15 protein-coding genes and 1 pseudogene are annotated in these 16344 nt (G+C 64.1%); 12 read left to right on the top strand and 4 right to left on the bottom strand.

What is annotated here, in order from left to right:
- Positions 1 to 39 precede the first annotated feature (39 nt).
- The 5 genes from FJ941_RS03255 (at position 40) to FJ941_RS03235 (ending at position 4775) form a co-directional block, all read left to right on the top strand.
- Positions 40 to 660, top strand: a complete 621-nt coding sequence (locus FJ941_RS03255; protein ID WP_027143068.1) for a ribonuclease D — start codon at positions 40 to 42, stop codon at positions 658 to 660.
- 41 nt (positions 661 to 701) lie between these two features.
- Positions 702 to 905, top strand: a complete 204-nt coding sequence (locus FJ941_RS03250; protein WP_140503458.1) for a hypothetical protein — start codon at positions 702 to 704, stop codon at positions 903 to 905.
- 349 nt (positions 906 to 1254) lie between these two features.
- The gene (locus FJ941_RS03245) at positions 1255 to 1464 is read left to right on the top strand and encodes a hypothetical protein (protein ID WP_140503020.1); all 210 of its coding nucleotides are present in this window, start codon (positions 1255 to 1257) and stop codon (positions 1462 to 1464) included.
- A gap of 213 nt (positions 1465 to 1677) precedes the next feature.
- The gene (locus FJ941_RS03240) at positions 1678 to 3945 is read left to right on the top strand and encodes a transglycosylase domain-containing protein (protein WP_140503018.1); all 2268 of its coding nucleotides are present in this window, start codon (positions 1678 to 1680) and stop codon (positions 3943 to 3945) included.
- A gap of 77 nt (positions 3946 to 4022) precedes the next feature.
- The gene (locus tag FJ941_RS03235; protein WP_140503016.1) at positions 4023 to 4775 is read left to right on the top strand and encodes an SDR family oxidoreductase; all 753 of its coding nucleotides are present in this window, start codon (positions 4023 to 4025) and stop codon (positions 4773 to 4775) included.
- Between the two features lie 27 nt (positions 4776 to 4802).
- Here the strand turns inward: FJ941_RS03235 and FJ941_RS03230 are convergent, their stop codons facing one another.
- Entirely contained in the window at positions 4803 to 5723 is a 921-nt protein-coding gene (locus FJ941_RS03230; protein ID WP_140503014.1) for a zinc-binding dehydrogenase, read from the bottom strand.
- A 95-nt stretch (positions 5724 to 5818) separates the two neighbouring features.
- Here FJ941_RS03230 and FJ941_RS03225 point away from each other — a divergent pair.
- A pseudogene (locus tag FJ941_RS03225) lies at positions 5819 to 6609 on the top strand (helix-turn-helix transcriptional regulator).
- A gap of 27 nt (positions 6610 to 6636) precedes the next feature.
- Here FJ941_RS03225 and FJ941_RS03220 read toward each other — a convergent pair.
- Both FJ941_RS03220 and FJ941_RS03215 read right to left on the bottom strand, forming a co-directional pair.
- Entirely contained in the window at positions 6637 to 8421 is a 1785-nt protein-coding gene (locus tag FJ941_RS03220; RefSeq protein ID WP_140503012.1) for a cation:proton antiporter, read from the bottom strand.
- Positions 8422 to 8627: 206 nt separating this feature from the next.
- Positions 8628 to 9077, bottom strand: a complete 450-nt coding sequence (locus tag FJ941_RS03215; protein WP_027143060.1) for a host attachment protein — start codon at positions 9075 to 9077, stop codon at positions 8628 to 8630.
- A 381-nt stretch (positions 9078 to 9458) separates the two neighbouring features.
- Here FJ941_RS03215 and cysG point away from each other — a divergent pair, with 381 nt between their 5' ends.
- From cysG to FJ941_RS03185, 6 genes are all read left to right on the top strand, one after another.
- The gene (cysG, locus tag FJ941_RS03210; protein ID WP_140503011.1) at positions 9459 to 10907 is read left to right on the top strand and encodes a siroheme synthase CysG; all 1449 of its coding nucleotides are present in this window, start codon (positions 9459 to 9461) and stop codon (positions 10905 to 10907) included.
- On the top strand, positions 10904 to 11218 hold the full coding sequence (locus FJ941_RS03205) for a DUF2849 domain-containing protein (RefSeq protein WP_140503009.1): 315 nt from the start codon (positions 10904 to 10906) through the stop codon (positions 11216 to 11218). Before cysG ends, FJ941_RS03205 begins: the two co-directional genes overlap by 4 nt.
- A gap of 10 nt (positions 11219 to 11228) precedes the next feature.
- Entirely contained in the window at positions 11229 to 12899 is a 1671-nt protein-coding gene (locus FJ941_RS03200; RefSeq protein ID WP_140503007.1) for a nitrite/sulfite reductase, read from the top strand.
- Positions 12874 to 13638, top strand: coding sequence for a phosphoadenylyl-sulfate reductase (locus FJ941_RS03195; RefSeq protein ID WP_027143056.1), 765 nt, complete (start codon positions 12874 to 12876; stop codon positions 13636 to 13638). The genes FJ941_RS03200 and FJ941_RS03195 overlap by 26 nt, the downstream gene beginning before the upstream one ends.
- Before the next feature lie 171 nt (positions 13639 to 13809).
- A complete protein-coding gene (locus tag FJ941_RS03190; protein WP_140503005.1) occupies positions 13810 to 14343 on the top strand; it encodes a DUF934 domain-containing protein in 534 nt (177 codons plus the stop codon).
- Between the two features lie 158 nt (positions 14344 to 14501).
- Complete coding sequence (locus tag FJ941_RS03185) at positions 14502 to 15122, top strand: DJ-1/PfpI family protein (protein WP_140503003.1); 621 nt, start codon at positions 14502 to 14504, stop codon at positions 15120 to 15122.
- A 79-nt stretch (positions 15123 to 15201) separates the two neighbouring features.
- Here the strand turns inward: FJ941_RS03185 and FJ941_RS03180 are convergent, their stop codons facing one another.
- Entirely contained in the window at positions 15202 to 16224 is a 1023-nt protein-coding gene (locus FJ941_RS03180) for a fatty acid desaturase (protein WP_140503002.1), read from the bottom strand.
- Between the last annotated feature and the right edge of the window lie 120 nt (positions 16225 to 16344).

The following is a 16344-nucleotide window of genomic DNA, read 5'->3' as shown; positions in this document are numbered from 1 at the left end:
TGGATGCGCGACGCCGAAGGCTGCGACCCGGAGAAGACGATGAGCGATATCCGCTTCCATAAAAACGATCTGCCTGACCTCTCCCGCTACGATGTCGCTGCGGTGGCCATCGATACGGAAACGCTCGGCCTCAATCCCCACCGTGACCGGCTCTGCGTGGTGCAGATTTCGCCTGGCGACGGCAGTGCCGATGTCATCCAGATCGCGCCGGGGCAGAAGGAAGCACCGAACCTCGTCAAGCTGCTGGGAAACGACAGCGTGACCAAGCTGTTCCACTACGGTCGCTTCGACCTCGCTGTGCTCTACCATGCGTTTGGCGTGATGGCCGAGCCGGTGTTCTGCACCAAGATCGCGTCGCGGCTGACGCGCACCTACACCGACCGGCACGGGCTGAAGGACATCTGTTTCGAGCTTCTCGGCGTCGGCCTGTCCAAGGCGCAGCAATCGTCGGATTGGGCGGCCGAAACGTTGTCGCCCGAGCAGCTCGAATACGCGGCCTCGGACGTGCTCTATCTGCATCGGTTGCGCGATGTGCTGGCCGGGCGGCTGGCGCGCGAGGGGCGCACGAAGGAGGCGGACGCCTGTTTCCGCTTTCTGCCGACGCGGGCCAAGCTTGACCTGATGGGCTGGGACGAAGAGGATATCTTCGCTCACAGCTGATGGCCCTCGTGGCGATCAACCGTCTGGAAGAAGGGGATGAGATGGCGGACAGAAAGCCGATATCGACCGCGCCGACCGACGGCTCCAAGGTCACCGTCACCTGGAAGGACAGCGATGGCATCCTCAATGAATCCATCGCTCAATACCGCGACGACGGCTGGTGGGTCTACATCGACAGCCACACGCAAAAGAAGGTCGAGCCAACCAGCTGGCGGCCCGCCGCCGGCGACGACGACGACCAATGAGCGCGCCGCTGGCCGGGCGCTTTCGCATAGCCTGACGCTATCGAAATCGGGGCCAATTCGGAGCCTTCCGCTCCGCAACCGTGCGCCTGCTCGAAGAATCAAGTGCGAGTGTCTCGTCGCCTTGCTACGGCAGGCTGGTGATCCCGACTAACCGGATGTGAAATTCGAGCGGATTATGAAGAGACCCGGGTTGGGCCGCCAGCCTGCATCCGCATTTTGGCGGCAAAGGCCTTCATACCCTTCCTGATCACCCTGCGCGCTTCATCGGCGTCGTGGGTCCGGGTTTGCTCTGAATGGAACTCCAAGGCGAAATGAATGTTCCATAAGACAGGCGGAGGATGTTTCAGGCATGACAACGGCTTCTCTGCACTTGCTCAAAGGGGTGGGTTATCTGATTTCCACCGCCAGTGTCTTCCTGCTGGCCATAGTCAGTTGGTCGAGCGCTTCAAAGAGCCCGCTGCTGGTCGTCTGCCTGCTTGTCGGCGCCGCCGCGTCGGTCATGGGTATGTTCTGCCGGTGGCTGAGCTACGAGATAGAAAAACGCCAAGGCCACAAATGAGGGCTCGCCACGAGCGTTCGGACGCCGACGGTGCTTCGGGTGCGCGGAGCCTGTCACATCCGTCGCGCTGCGACGCTGGCAATGGACAACAGATTAACAAATTCCTAACGGAATTCAGACGCTTGCGCGAACCTCTGCTTAACCCGCCCTTAAATCGCCGCATCTACTCTTCAACCCGAGCGCCATTGGCACCGGGGACATCAAGCGCAGCGCATGGCGAACCGCAGAGACAGTCGCATCGAGCCCAGCTTCGAGGGACCGCCACGGGCGAAATCCCAGACGGGTCTTTCGGTGAGCGAGGAGGACCGCGTCGTGCCGAGCAATCGCAAAGCCTCCACCAAACGCAAATCATCGAAGGGGAAATCGTCGCGGGGGAGGCGCGGAGGGAGTGGACGCGGCCTGTTCGGCGTGCTCGGCCGGCTGGTTTACTGGTGTTTCGTGCTCGCCATATGGGGCGGCATCGCGGTGGCGGGCGTCGTTATCTACTACGGCGCCAAGATGCCCGCGGCCACGACCTGGTCGATCCCCGACCGTGCGCCCAACATCAAGATCGTCTCGGCCGACGGGCAGCTGCTGGCCAATCGCGGCATGAGCGGCGGCGAAGCGGTCGGCCTGCACGAAATGTCGCCTTATATTCCCGAGGCGGTGATCGCCATCGAGGACCGCCGCTTCTATTCGCATTTCGGTGTCGATCCGATCGGCCTGTCTCGCGCCATGGTGACCAACCTCATCGGCGGGCACTTCTCGCAAGGTGGTTCGACGCTGACGCAGCAACTGGCCAAGAACCTTTTCCTGAAGCCCGACCGCACGCTGGAACGCAAGGTGCAGGAGGTGCTGCTGGCGCTGTGGCTGGAGCACAAGCACACCAAGGACCAGATCCTCGAAATGTACCTCAACCGGGTCTATTTCGGCTCCGGTGCCTATGGTGTCGAGGCGGCCTCGCGCCGCTATTTCGGCAAGAGCGCGCGCGACGTCACCTTATCGGAAGCCGCACTCCTGGCTGGCCTGCTGAAGGCGCCGTCGCGGCTGTCGCCGGCGCGCGATCCCAAGGCCGCCGAGGAGCGCTCGCAGCTGGTGCTCGCCGCCATGCGCGAGGAGGGCAAGATCAGCGAGAAAGAGCTGAAGACGGCGCTGAGCGCACCGGCGACGCGCTCGCCATCCTACTGGACCGGCTCGGAAAATTACGTCGCCGACACAATCATGGAAGAGTTGCCCGACCTGATCGGCGATGTGCGCGGCGATATCGTCATCGATTCTACCGTAGACCTGAACCTGCAGAAACTCGCCGAACAGTCGATCCGCCGGCTGATCGACGACAGCGGCAAGAAGCTCAATGTCACCCAGGGCGCGCTGGTGTCGATCGACGATTCCGGCGCGGTGCGCGCCATGGTCGGCGGCTATGACTATTCGACCAGCCAGTTCGACCGCGCCTCCGAGGCGCGCCGGCAGCCGGGCTCGGCGTTCAAGCCGTTCGTCTACATGGCTGCGCTCGAGGCCGGCCGCACGCCCGACAGCATCCGCAACGACGCACCGATCAAGATCGGCAACTGGACACCCGACAATTACGGCGGCAAGTACTTTGGCAAGGTCACCTTGGCGACGGCGCTGGCCAAGTCGCTCAACTCGGTTGCCGCGCAGTTGACCATGGAAGTCGGGCCGAACGCGGTGGTGGAAGCCGCGCACCGCATGGGCATCCAGTCCGACCTGCTGGCCAACACCTCGATCGCGCTCGGCACCTCGGAAGTGACGCCGCTGGAACTGACCTCGGCCTATGTGCCCTTCGCCAATGGCGGCTACAAGCCCGACATTCATTTCATCCGCCGCGTCACGACATCCGACGGCAAGGTGCTCTATGACAGCGCTGGCGGCAGCGCACCGCGCGTGATCAAGCCCGAGATCGTCGGCATGATGAATTCGATGATGACCGGGACGGTCGAGGTCGGCACTGCCAAGAAGGCGGCCTTCGCCTGGCCGTCGGCCGGCAAGACCGGCACCAGCCAGAATTCGCGCGACGCCTGGTTCGTCGGCTACACCGCCAATCTGACCACCGGCGTGTGGTTCGGCAATGATGACGGCACGGCGATGAAGAAGGTTACCGGCGGCGCGCTGCCGGCGCAGGCCTGGCACGAATTCATGGTCGCCGCGCATGAGGGCGTGCCGGTGCGGCCGCTGCCCGGCACCTGGAAGTCAACGCCGGCGGACACCATCGTGCCCGACGACATTCCCTCGGCCGACAACAACCAACCGGCACCGGTTCCCTCGGCTTCGGTTGGACAGCAGGCGCCGGCCGCGCAGGCGGCGGCACCGCCGGCGCCGGTCCGTGCGGCGCGGCCTGCCCAGACCGTCGATGCCGATGGCTTCAACATGCCAGCGGATGGCGGCACCACGGCTTCGGTCGGGCACCCGGTGCCGCCAGGCAGCGTCGGCGGTCGGCTCAAGAAGCGGCAGACCTCGATCCTGGATATTCTTGGCGGCGGCTGAGCAGCCGGCTAGCGGCGTCAACCGCCTCTCGCCACCCCGGCGGCGTTCGGCTACATGTCCTGCCTGGAGACCGCGACATGACCGAGACAGACACCAGAAAAACCATCGTGCTGACCGGCGCCAGCCGCGGTATCGGCCATGCCACGGTGAAACGCTTTTCGCGGGAAGGCTGGCGCGTCATCACCTGCTCGCGCCAGGCCTTTGCCGAGGACTGCCCGTGGCCGGCCGGCCCGGAGGACCACATCAAGGTCGATCTCGCCGATCAGGAAGATGTCGGTATTGCGGTGTCGGAAATCCGTCATCGGCTCGAAGCGCATGGCGGGCAGTTGCACGCGCTGGTCAACAATGCCGGCATTTCGCCCAAGCTCAAGGATGGCAACAGCCGGATGGACTCGATCGACACGCCGATGCATGTCTGGCGCGACGTGTTCCAGGTCAATTTCTTCGCGCCGATCATGCTGGCGCGCGGCCTGTTCAAGGAATTGGCGGCTGCCAGAGGCTCGATCGTCAATGTGACGTCGATCGCCGGCACCCGCGTGCATCCCTTTGCCGGCACCGCCTACGCGACGTCGAAGGCCGCTCTCGGCTCGCTGACGCGCGAGATGGCGCATGATTTCGGCCCGCACGGCATCCGTGTCAACGCCATCGCGCCGGGCGAGATCGACACCGCGATCCTGTCGCCGGGCACGGAAAAGATCGTCGAGACCATTCCGCTGCGGCGCCTGGGCACCACGGCGGAGGTCGCCGACATCATTTTTTTCCTGTGCTCCGGGCAGGCGTCCTATGTGACCGGCTCGGAAATCCACATCAATGGCGGCCAGCACGTATGAACTGGTCGACTTCAGGCTAGGGCCGGCTCACCCGCCTATGGTGACGACAGCCTTGCCGCTGAAGCTGCGCTGTCGCAGTGCGTCCAGGGCTTGGCCGATGTTCGTCCACGGCACGGTCAAGGCGATGCGGGTCTCCAGCCGGCCGGCCGCGACCAGGGCGAGCAGCGCGGCGATATCGGTGCCGATGCCTGAGCCGGACGTGTAGTAGGCGAAGGTCTGAAGCCGCGCCCCCTCATGGTCCGGAACGAACTGACGGAACCCAACCGGCGTGAGTTCACCGCTGCTCGAGCCGAACATGACAATTGTGCCGGCAGGGGCGACGCGTTCGATCGCGTGTGCGAGGCTTTCGCCGCCGACCGACTCGGTGATCAGCGAAAACGGCCCCTCGGCCTGCTCGATCGACTCCACGATCTGCTCGGCTCCGAGTTCGCGTAAATCCTCGTGGTGCCTGGCGGCGGCGATGGCGGTCACCGACGCACCCTGCTCGCGGGCGATCTGGATCTGGAAGCGACCGACGGCACCGCTTGCACCGGTGATCAGGACCTTTAGGCCGGCCAGGTCACCGCCGTGGCGCAAAGTCCTGAGCGCGGTCGTGCCGGCGACCGGAAGCGTGGCTGCCGAGGCGAAGCTGACCTCATCCGGCAGGACGGCGAGACGGTCTGTTGAAACGGCGACCCGTTCAGCCCATCCGGCCTGGTCGACCAAAGCCGCGACCCTGGTGCCCGTGATCGGCCCGGAGCCATCGGCGGCCGCGCGTTCGACAATTCCGACGATGTCCTGGCCGGGTGTCCAGCCGTTCGGACGGATGGTGAGCAAGCGCAGTTCACCCCGGTTCAACGAAGTTGCGTGGACCGAGACGAGCGCCTCGTCCGCGAGGGGCCGAGGTTCTTCGACCCCGGCCAACCTCAATCCCGTGGCGCTGTCGGAAGATATGATTAAGGCGAGCATGGGTGCGTACCTTCTTGCTGGAGGCCGGAACTTATCGGCTTCCCTGCTTGAAGAATTTAGCTGTTATGGCATTTAATCGCTAAAAGCAGTCAATCATGAGACAGCCTCTTCGCTATCCATGGGTCAATTTCGATGTCGATGTCGATGACGGGCTGGCGCCAGCCATCGCCGTGCGTGTCGACGTCACCGAGACCAGAGCGGAAGTGCCGGCCCATTGGCACCGCAAAGGCCAGCTCGTCTTTGCGCTCGGAGGCGGCGTCACATGCCGCGTTCCGAGCGCCCTTTGGATGGTGCCGCCGCATTGCGGCGTATGGATTCCCGGCGGCATGGAGCACAGCAACATCGCGACGGCCAACGCGCGGATCTTCTTCGTCTATATCGAGCCGGGAGCCGCCGAATTGCCGGACCGGTGCTGCGCGAACTGATCGTCGAGCTGTCCGACAGCGTGCAGGACGACCAGGCAAGGGATGAGCTCCTGACCAGGACCCTGCTTGCAGAACTGCCGCGCATGCCTGTCCAGCAGCTGCATCTGCCGATTTCATCCGAGCCGCGCTTGAGGCGGATCGCCGAGGCGCTGGCGCAAGACCCTGCCGATCGCAGTACGTTGGCACAATGGGCCAACCGCGTCGCGCTCAGCGAAAGCAGTCTGGCGCGTCTCGTCGTCAAGGAGACTGGCTTGAGCTTCGGGCGCTGGCGCCAGCAATTGCACCTGATCGTCGCCATTCGGGAGCTGGCGTCCGGTGCCAGCGTGCAGCAAGTCTCGGGCGACCTCGGCTATGGCTCGGTTACCGCCTTCATCACCATGTTCAAGAAGGCGCTTGGCAAGCCCCCGGCAAAATATCTCGGCGGTGTCGCGCAAAATGGCGGCTCGGCATTCGTGGCATGATTGAACGCGCCTGTGGGTAGCGTCGACTCAGGCAGCGGACGGTTCAGAAACCCGCGGCTCGTGGCCAAGCACCTCTTCGACAATGCCGCGCGCGATCTCGCGTTCGCCCATGATCACGGTATCGGCGCCGAGTCCCTTCAGATGCTCGACCTCGGCGTCGGAATGGGCGCGGGCGATGACATTGATGTTGGGATTGGCGGCGCGTGCCCGCAGCACGATCTGGCCGGCCTCGAAGGCGTTGGGGATGGCAAGGATCAGCCGCTTTGCGCCCTCAGGATTGGCCGCGGCGAACACTTCGGCATTGGCGGCATTACCGGCGATGGTTTCGATGCCGTCTGCTTTCAGCCTCGCCAGCGTCTTATCGGCATCCTCGATGACGAGGAAAGGCTGTGCCGCTTCCTTCAGCGCGGCACCGACGAGGCCACCGACCCGGCCATAGCCGATCAGGATGGCATGACCGGCAAGCGTCGTAGTCGGCGGCGGGCCGTCTTCCTTGCTCAACGTTGCGGCGACCGAGGCCACCTGGCCCGGTTCCGTCGCCGGGCCGACCGGCTTGGTATCCACTGGTTGCGCCGTCCTGATGGCGCGGGCCTCCAGCCACGGCTTCATCCAGTCGATAACCAGGAACATCAACGGGTTGAGCACGATCGACAGGATGGCGCCGGCCAGGATCAGATCGCGGCCTTGCTCGGGCAGAAGTTTCAGCCCGACGCCGAGCTCGGCCAGGATGAAGGAGAACTCGCCGATCTGGGCAAGGCTGGCCGAAATCATCAAGGCCGTGGCCAGGGGATAGCCGAAGGCTACGACGATCACGAACGCCGCCAGCGACTTGCCGATGACAATGATGGCCAGCGTCGCCAGGATCGGCAGGCCGTTGCTGATCAGGCTGAATGGATCGAACAGCATGCCGACGGAGACGAAGAACAGCACCGAGAAGGCATCGCGCAGCGGCAGCGATTCTTCGGCCGCGCGGTGGCTGAGCTCGGATTCGCTCATGATCATGCCGGCGAAGAACGCGCCCAGCGCCAGCGAGACGCCGAACAGTTTGGCCGCGCCGAAGGCGACGCCGAGCGCAATGGCGAGCACCGAGAGACGGAACAGTTCGCGCGACCCGGTATGGGCAACGTAGTGCAGGATCCAGGGAATGACCCGGCGGCCGACCACCAGCATGACCACCACGAAGGCGGCGACCTTGGCCAGCGTGATGCCGACGACACCCCATATGCCGTAGCTGGCCGGCAGCGACAGCAGGTCGCCCGAATGGGCATTGGCCTGTTCCTGGCCGCCGAGTACACCGGCAAGCGCCGGCAGCAACACCAGCGCCAGCACCATGGCCAGGTCCTCGACGATCAGCCAGCCGACGGCGATGCGGCCGCGCTCGGTCTCGATCAGGCGGCGTTCCTGAAGCGCGCGCAGCAGCACCACGGTCGAGGCGACCGACAGCGCCAGACCGAACACCACGCCCGCGCCCATCGACCAGCCGAGCATCCAGGACAGCCCGGCGCCGAGCGCGGTGGCAAAGCCGATCTGAACGATGGCGCCAGGCACGGCGATGGCGCGGACCGATAGAAGGTCCTTGAGCGAGAAATGCAGGCCAACACCGAACATCAGGAGAATGACGCCGATTTCGGCCAATTCGTTGGCAAGCCCTGCATCGGCGACGAAACCGGGCGTGTTCGGGCCGACCAGAACGCCGGCTACGAGATAGCCGACCAATGGGGGAATACGGAAGCGATTGGCGAGAGCGCCGAAGACAAAAGCCAGCCCCAGCCCGGCGACGATGGTGGCGATAAGGGGCGTGTCATGCGGCATTGTCTATGGAGCGCCTTTCAAGCTAGCGATGTCGGATATGCGGCGCCCGAAAGCCGTCGCCTGTTTCGCAATATGATGGAAGGGGCAACGGTGATGCAACCCGCAAGGTGCGAAAAGCGACGGCGCGGCGACAAAATGCCGGACCGGCGACCGTGATGCCGCCGATCTGTTTGAGCTCGCGATGGCATTCGCCTTGTTGCCAGCGATCAGGCTGCCTGCAACAGGGCCTCGATCTCGGGGATGCCGTGGTTGGTCATGGTCTTCGGGATTTCGGCCGTCACCTTGTCACCAACCTCCTTATGCAGCTTCTTGCGCATGGCGCCGAGCACCACTGGTGGGGCGACAAGCACGATGCTGTCGAACTCGCCGTCATGGGCAAGCTTGTAGAGCCGGGCGGCAATTTCCTCGGCGAAGCGTTCCTTGCCGATACGGTGCCAGTCGGTCTCCTCGACCGCGCTGCGGTGCACGGATGGGCCGTCATTGTACCGGCCGGGGCTGTCGCTTCCCTGTTCGCGTGTGGGCGGGTTTTCCTGTTCCATCAGATGCACGACTTCAAGGTTGGGAAACTTGGTGTCGCCGACGTTCTTGAGCAGGAGCGCCTTTTCACCGTCTGCCACCAGAACCCAAATGCCATGCTTCAGTTTGATCGTGTTCATGAGGACGCTCCTTGTTGAGTGGTGGCTATACCGGGAACGCGTTTCAGCCGGTCAACGTTCCAACCCACGCGGCGCACCGAACAGCCGTGCAGGCCGGGCGCTGAACATGAGATCGCCACCGGACGGCTTTAATCTACTAAATTAATAGAAATTAGAAAAAACTGTTTTGCGGGACAGGTCGCCGGCAGCTAAAAGCGCCTGAAATCAGGGCCGATTTCGGCGACCCGGCGTGCTCATGGGCATGGGCGTGGAATATTTTTCTCCTGCCCTTCGCGGTTGCGAAAAAGCGATTGCCTGCCATCACCGGATGCGCGAGTGCTTTGCTTCTGCTTTTTTACGCCTCGGCGTAAAACTGCGAAACTGTCCCGGATCGCTATTATCATGCCGCAAGCTACCACCAAGCTCAACGCCTTTCCCGTCTTCATGCGGGTCGAGGGCGAAGCCGTGGCCATTGTCGGCGGCGGCGAGGAGGCTCTGGCCAAGGCGCGGCTGATTGCCCAGTCGAGTGCCGTTCTGCACATCATCGCCAGAAATGCTGAGCCGGAGTTGTTGACCTTCATCGCCGAAGCCGGCGCGAAGCATGTGGCCGCCGCGTATGATGCCTCGCAGCTCGAAGGCGCCGTGATGGTGTTTGCCGCCAGCGGCGACGAAGCGCTCGATCGCCGCGTAGCCGCCGACGCGCGCCGGCTGGGCATTCCCGTCAATGCCGTCGACCGGCCGGATCTCTGCGATTTCTTCACTCCGGCGCTGGTCAACCGCGCACCGGTCGCCATTGCCATCGGCACCGAAGGTGCAGGTCCGGTGCTGGCGCAGATGCTGCGTGGCCGCATCGACCGCATGCTGTCGCCGTCGCTTGGCGCGCTGGCGGCGCTTGCAATGTCGTTCCGCAATGCCGCCGAGAGATTACCCCGGGGCAATGTGCGCCGGCGTTTCTGGAGTGACTTCTTCGGCGGAGCGCCGGCGCGCGCCGTCGAGGCCGGCGATTTTTCGCAGGCGCACGAAGCCGCCACCGATCTGCTGTTGTCCGACGCGCCCGTTCACGGCCGCATCGCCCTGGTGGGCGCCGGTCCCGGCGCCGAGGACCTCCTCACCCTGCGGGCGCATCGCCTGCTGATGGATGCCGACGTCATCGTCCATGACGCGCTGGTGCCGGAGGCGGTCGTCGCCATGGGCCGCCGCGATGCCGAGCGCCTGCCGGTGGGAAAGCGCAAGGGCTGCCATACAAAGAGCCAGGCCGAAATCAATGCGCTGCTGGTGGAGCTTGGCCGTGAGGGCAAGCGCGTCGTGCGGCTGAAATCGGGCGATCCGCTGGTGTTCGGCCGCGCCGGCGAGGAGATGGCAGCACTTCGCGATGCCAGCATCGCCTATGAGGTGGTTCCGGGCGTCACCGCGGCCTTCGCCGCTGCCGCCGATTTCGAACTGCCGCTGACGCTGCGCGGTGTGTCGTCGTCGATGGTGTTCACCACCGGCCACGACCTCAAGGGCAATTCGTTGCCGGACTGGGCCAAGCTCGCCATTTCCGGCGCTACCGTCGCCGTCTACATGGGCCGCTCGGTCGCCGCCGAAGTTGCCGGCCGGCTGATCGAGGCCGGCCTGTCGCCGGACACGGCGGTCGCGGTGGTCGAGAATGCCAGCCTGACCAATCGCCGACGCTTCCACGGCACGCTTGCCGACCTGCCATCGCTGGAGGCGCGCGCCGATCTGTCGGGCCCGGTCATGACCATCATCGGCGACGCCGTCGCCGGCGCCAATTTCGAGCGGTCCGAGGCGCTCGCGGCACACAGGCATGAGAGTGCGCCCGTAGCGGCCGCCGAGGGAGTTCAGCCATGAAGATACTGACCGCCAATCGCCTCGGCGACGGCATTGCCGTCTGGTACGCCGATGGCGGCTGGACCGAGACGGTGGACCATGCAGACCTTGCCCATGACAAGGCGGCCGAGGATCGGCTGGAGGCGATCGGCGCCAAGGCCCACGCCGACAATGAAGTGGTCGACGTCAATCTGATCGACGCGGAAGTCGTCGACGGCGTTGTCGAGCCGGTGCGGCTGCGCGAGAAGATCCGCGCCGCCGGTCCCACCATCCGCAACGATCTCGGCAGGCTGCGCGGGCAATCTAACCAGCGACGGGCGGACGCGCCCTGAAAGACGAAGCATGTACCGTTACGATGAGTTCGACCACGATTTTGTCCAGGCCCGCGTCGCCGAGTTCAGCGACCAGGTTGAGCGCCGGCTGTCCGGCGAGATCACCGAGGACCAGTTCCGGCCACTCCGGCTGATGAACGGCGTCTATCTGCAACTGCACGCCTATATGCTGCGCATCGCTGTGCCTTACGGCACACTGAACGGCAAGCAGCTGCGCATGCTGGGCCACATCGCCCGCAAATACGACAAGGGCTACGGCCACTTCACCACGCGCCAGAATATCCAGTTCAACTGGCCGGCGTTGTCGGACATTCCGGCGATCCTGGCGGACCTGGCCAGCGTAGAGATGCACGCCATCCAGACCAGCGGCAATTGCATCCGCAATGTGACCGCCGACCATTTTGCCGGGGCGGCCGCCGACGAGGTCGCCGATCCGCGCCCCTATGCGGAAATCCTGCGGCAATGGTCGTCGGTGCATCCGGAATTCTCGTTCCTGCCGCGCAAGTTCAAGATCGCCGTGACGGGAGCCGAGCGCGACCGAGCCGCCATCCAGACGCATGACATCGGCCTGCACCTGAAGAAGAACGCCGCCGGCGAGCTCGGCTTCGCCGTCTATGTCGGTGGTGGCCAGGGTCGCACGCCGATGGTGGCGAGGAAGATCCGCGACTTCCTGCCGGAAGCCGACCTTCTGTCCTACTGCACGGCGATCCTGCGCGTTTACAATCTCTATGGCCGCCGCGACAACAAGTACAAGGCGCGCATCAAGATCCTGGTCCACGAGACCGGCGCCGAGGAAATCACCCGCCAGGTCGAGGCCGAGTGGCAGGAGTTGAAGGACGCGGAGCTGAAGCTGCCGGAGGCCGACATTCGCGCCATCGAGGCCTATTTCGCCCCGCCGGCGCTGACCGGGCGGCCGGACGGCGACGCGGCGGTCAAGGTGGCGCGCCTGGATTCCAAGGGCTTCTCTGACTGGCTCGACCAGAACGTGGTGACGCACCGCCACCCCGACTACGCGGCGGTGACGATCTCACTCAAGGGTATCGGCGAGGTGCCGGGCGATGCGACCGACAGCCAGATGGAAGCGGTCGCCGATATCACCGAAAAATACGCTTTCGACGAGCTTCGCGTCAGCCACGAGCAGAACCTGATCCTGCCGCATGTGGCGCGCGCCGACCTCAAGACGGTCTATGACGCGCTGGTCGACATCGGGCTGGCGACGGCCAATTCCAACCTGATCTCGGACATCATCTCGTGCCCGGGTCTTGACTATTGCGCGCTGGCGACCGCGCGCTCGATCCCGATCGCACAGGAAATCTCGCAACGCTTCGCTTCGCTGGAGCGGCAGCGCGAGATCGGCGAGCTGAAGCTGAAGATCTCCGGCTGCATCAATGCCTGCGGCCACCACCATGTCGGTCATATCGGCATCCTGGGTGTCGAGAAGAAGGGCTCCGAACTCTACCAGGTGACGCTCGGCGGTTCCGCCGACGAAAACACCTCCGTCGGTGAGATCATCGGCCGCGGCTTCTCTTCGGAAGAAATCACCGACGCCATCGAGACGATCGTCGATACCTATCTCGGCCTTCGGCTCAACCCACACGAAATATTCATCGACGCCTACCGCCGTGTCGGTCCCGCACCGTTCAAGGAGGCGCTCTATGCTGGCGAAGCCAAGGCCGCTTGACCATATTGTCGACGTCGAGGACGGCGCCGCCGCCAAGGCGGCGGGGTTTGACGCGCTCTACGGTCATCTCAGCCCGATCGAGATCATCGAACGATCGGCCAATGAGCTGTTTCACGACGAGATCGCCGCCGTGTCTTCGTTCGGCGCAGATTCGGCGGTGCTGCTGCACATGATCGCCAAGATCGACCGCACGCTGCCGGTCGTCTTCCTCGATACCGGCAAGCATTTCGAGGAGACGCTCGGCTATCGCGACGCGCTGGTCGCCGATTTCGGGCTGACCAACATCCGGGTGATCAAGCCCGACGAAGCGGCGCTCGAACGGATCGATCCGACCGGCAATCTGCACCAGAACAACACCGATGCCTGCTGCGACGTGCGGAAGGTCGAGCCGCTGGCACGTGGCATCGCACCCTTCCGCGCCTGGTTCACAGGCCGCAAGCGCTTCCAGGCCTCGACGCGGGCCGCACTTCCAGTGTTCGAGGCGGTCGGCCCGCGCATCCGCATCAATCCGCTGGCGCGCTGGACGACGTCGGATCAGGCCGGCTACATGCGCGCGCATGCGCTGCGCGAAAATCCACTGGTCGCCTATGGCTATCTGTCGATCGGCTGCTTTCCCTGCACGCAGCCGGTGCAGCCGGGCGAGGACGCGCGCAGCGGCCGCTGGGCCGGTCACGCCAAGACCGAGTGCGGCATTCACCTGTCGGGACTGGAAGTGTCGCTGACCGACGCATCACTATAGGGTATGTTGAAATTCAGGTGAGGCCGGCCTGCAAACGGCAGCTTCCTGAGCTTCCGGTGCTCACGTACTTCAAGTACGCTCCGCTCCGGTTCTCGGAAACAACTGTTTTCGACGCAGCCTGACCTGAATTTCAACACACCCTTTGAGCGCTTCGAATTTTTGGGAATTTTGATGACTGAACCGACGACACCGGAGACCCGGCTCTGGACCCCGGAGGGTTTTCGCGAGGACGAGTGGATCCATGCCGAAAGCGCCGATGCGCTTTCCGGCAATGGCCGCTTCATCCTGCCGCTGCAGGCGTTCCTCGACCTCGACCCGGAGGTGCGCCGCTCGGCGAAGGAGCGGCTCGGCGCCCTCCTGCAGCCCGGCGATCAGCTCGAGAAGATCGCCGATCTGCTCGACCAACTGTCGCTGGTGGCGCTGGCCTTCCCGGCCTTCGGTGACGGCCGCTCCTTCTCCAAGGGCGAACTGCTACGCAGCCGCTATCATTTCACGGGCGCGCTGCGTGCCACCGGGCAAGTCCTGGTCGACCCGTTGCCGCACATGCTGCGGCTTGGCTTCGACGAGTTCGAGGTCTCGAATCCAGTGCTCTTGAAGCGCCTGGAAGAGGGCCGCACCGGCGGGTTGGGGCTTTACTACCAGCCTGCGGCCATAGCGGAGCCCAAAGGTCCGAAATATTCCTGGCGCCGGGTTCGCGGCAGCTGACGCGTTTTCTATGAAAGCCAAAGCCCTCTCAATCGAGGAAGGACCCAAACTGGTCGTACCAATTGTGCGATTTGCGCTTTTCCTTGCATCATCTTGCCCTTAGGATAATGCGATTATTTCGGAACCCGAAATAATGGCCCCAAAGGGAGGAACCGGGAATGGCTGGCAAGAAGATATTGATGCTCGTCGGCGAGTTCAGCGAGGAATATGAAATTTTCGTCTTTGAACAGGCCATGCATGCCGTCGGCCACACCGTGCATGTCGTCTGCCCGGACAAGAAGGCCGGCGACGTGCTGAAGACATCGCTGCACGATTTCGAAGGCCACCAGACCTACACCGAAAAGCCCGGCCACGATTACATCCTCAACAAGACGTTTTCCGACGTGGATCCGGCCCAGTACGATGCCGTTTACGCGGCGGGCGGCCGCGGTCCCGAATACATCCGCATCGACAAGCGCGTGCAGGCGCTGGTGCGGCACTTCCATGAGACAGGCAAGCCGATCTTCACCATCTGCCATGGCGTGCAGATCCTGATCGCGGTCGACGGCGTGGTGCGGGGCAGGGAAGTGGCGGCGCTTCACTATTGCGAGCCGGAGGTGACGCTGGCGGGCGGCATCTATATCGACGTCGCGCCGAACGGAGCCCATGTCGACGGCAATCTCGTTTCGGCCAAGGGCTGGCCGGGCCTGTCCAATTTCATCCGCGAATGCCTGAAGGTGCTGGGCACTGAGATCCGCCATGGCGAGATCCTGATGCGCGACGAGCGGCAGGCGGCCTGAGGCTTTGAGGACTGGCCGGACGGTTGAGAAGCTTTGCGCGGCCTCTCATCCGGCCCTTTGTCCGCTGCGTGGACCGCGCCTATAGCGCCGCGTGTGCCTCGCGGAACGATATCAGCTTGCTGCGGCTTTCGTCCCACAAGGCCAGTTTGACGCAGCGCAGGCTCTCGAGCAGCGTGACGCGGCCGATACCGCGCAACTCGGGATAGTCCCGCAGCACTTCCTGCAGCCGGTAGCCGGGCACCCTGGCGGAGAGGTGGTGGACGTGGTGAACGCCGATATTGCCGGTGAGCCAGTTCAGCACCGGCGGCAGGTCGTAATAGGACGAGCCGTGCAGGGCGGCGTGCTGGAACTCCCATTCCCCATCCTTCGCCCACTCGGTCTCCTCGAACTGGTGCTGGACATAGAACAGCCAGATGCCGGCCGAACCGGCGAGAATGACGATCGGCAGATGGACAATCAGGAACGCGCCGGGACCGATGACCCAGATGAGGATGGCCGCGGCAAGCGCGATGCCAAGATTGGTGGTCATTGACGAAACCCAGGGCGTCAGGCCGCCGCGCATCATGCCGACGGGCAGCCTTTGCGAGAAGATGAACAGCCAGACCGGCCCAAGGCCGAACATCACCAGGGGATGGCGGTAGAGACGGTAGGCCAGACGGCCCCGCCAGGACATCCGCCGGTATTCGGCGACGGTCAACGTCCTGATGTCTCCCATGCCGCGCTCGTCGAGATTGCCGGCGCTGGCATGATGCGTGGCATGGGCGCGCCGCCAGCAGTCGTAAGGCGTCAGCGTCAGGATGCCCAGCGCACGACCGATCCAGTCATCGGCATGGCGATTGGCAAAGAAGGAGCCATGGCCGCAATCGTGCTGGATCATGAAAATCCGCACCAGGAATCCGGCCGCGGGCAAGATGAGGATCAGTCCCCACCAATGACCATAGGCATAGGCCGCGGACGACAGAGCCCACAGAGTGGCGAAGGGAATGAGGGTGATGGCAAGTTCGAGTGCGCTGCGCCGCCTGTCAGGCTTCTTGTAGCGCGCCAGAATCTTGAGCCAGGCGCGCTTGCTATTGGCCGCCGCTTCGGGGGAAATCATGTTCATCAGGAAGCATAGGCGGGGTGCGCCGCCACCGCAAGCCGATGATCACGTAAAGTTACTGTGCGTAATTGTCGCGTAAGGCCTAGTCGATCCTCACTGCCCGTCGCCAACCGACGTCGCCAT

Origin of the sequence: Mesorhizobium sp. B2-3-13, from assembly GCF_006442195.1 — a bacterium.
Lineage (GTDB): Bacteria > Pseudomonadota > Alphaproteobacteria > Rhizobiales > Rhizobiaceae > Mesorhizobium > Mesorhizobium salmacidum.
Note: the sequence above shows the minus strand (reverse complement) of the source record. Positions and strands in the feature narration are given on the sequence as shown.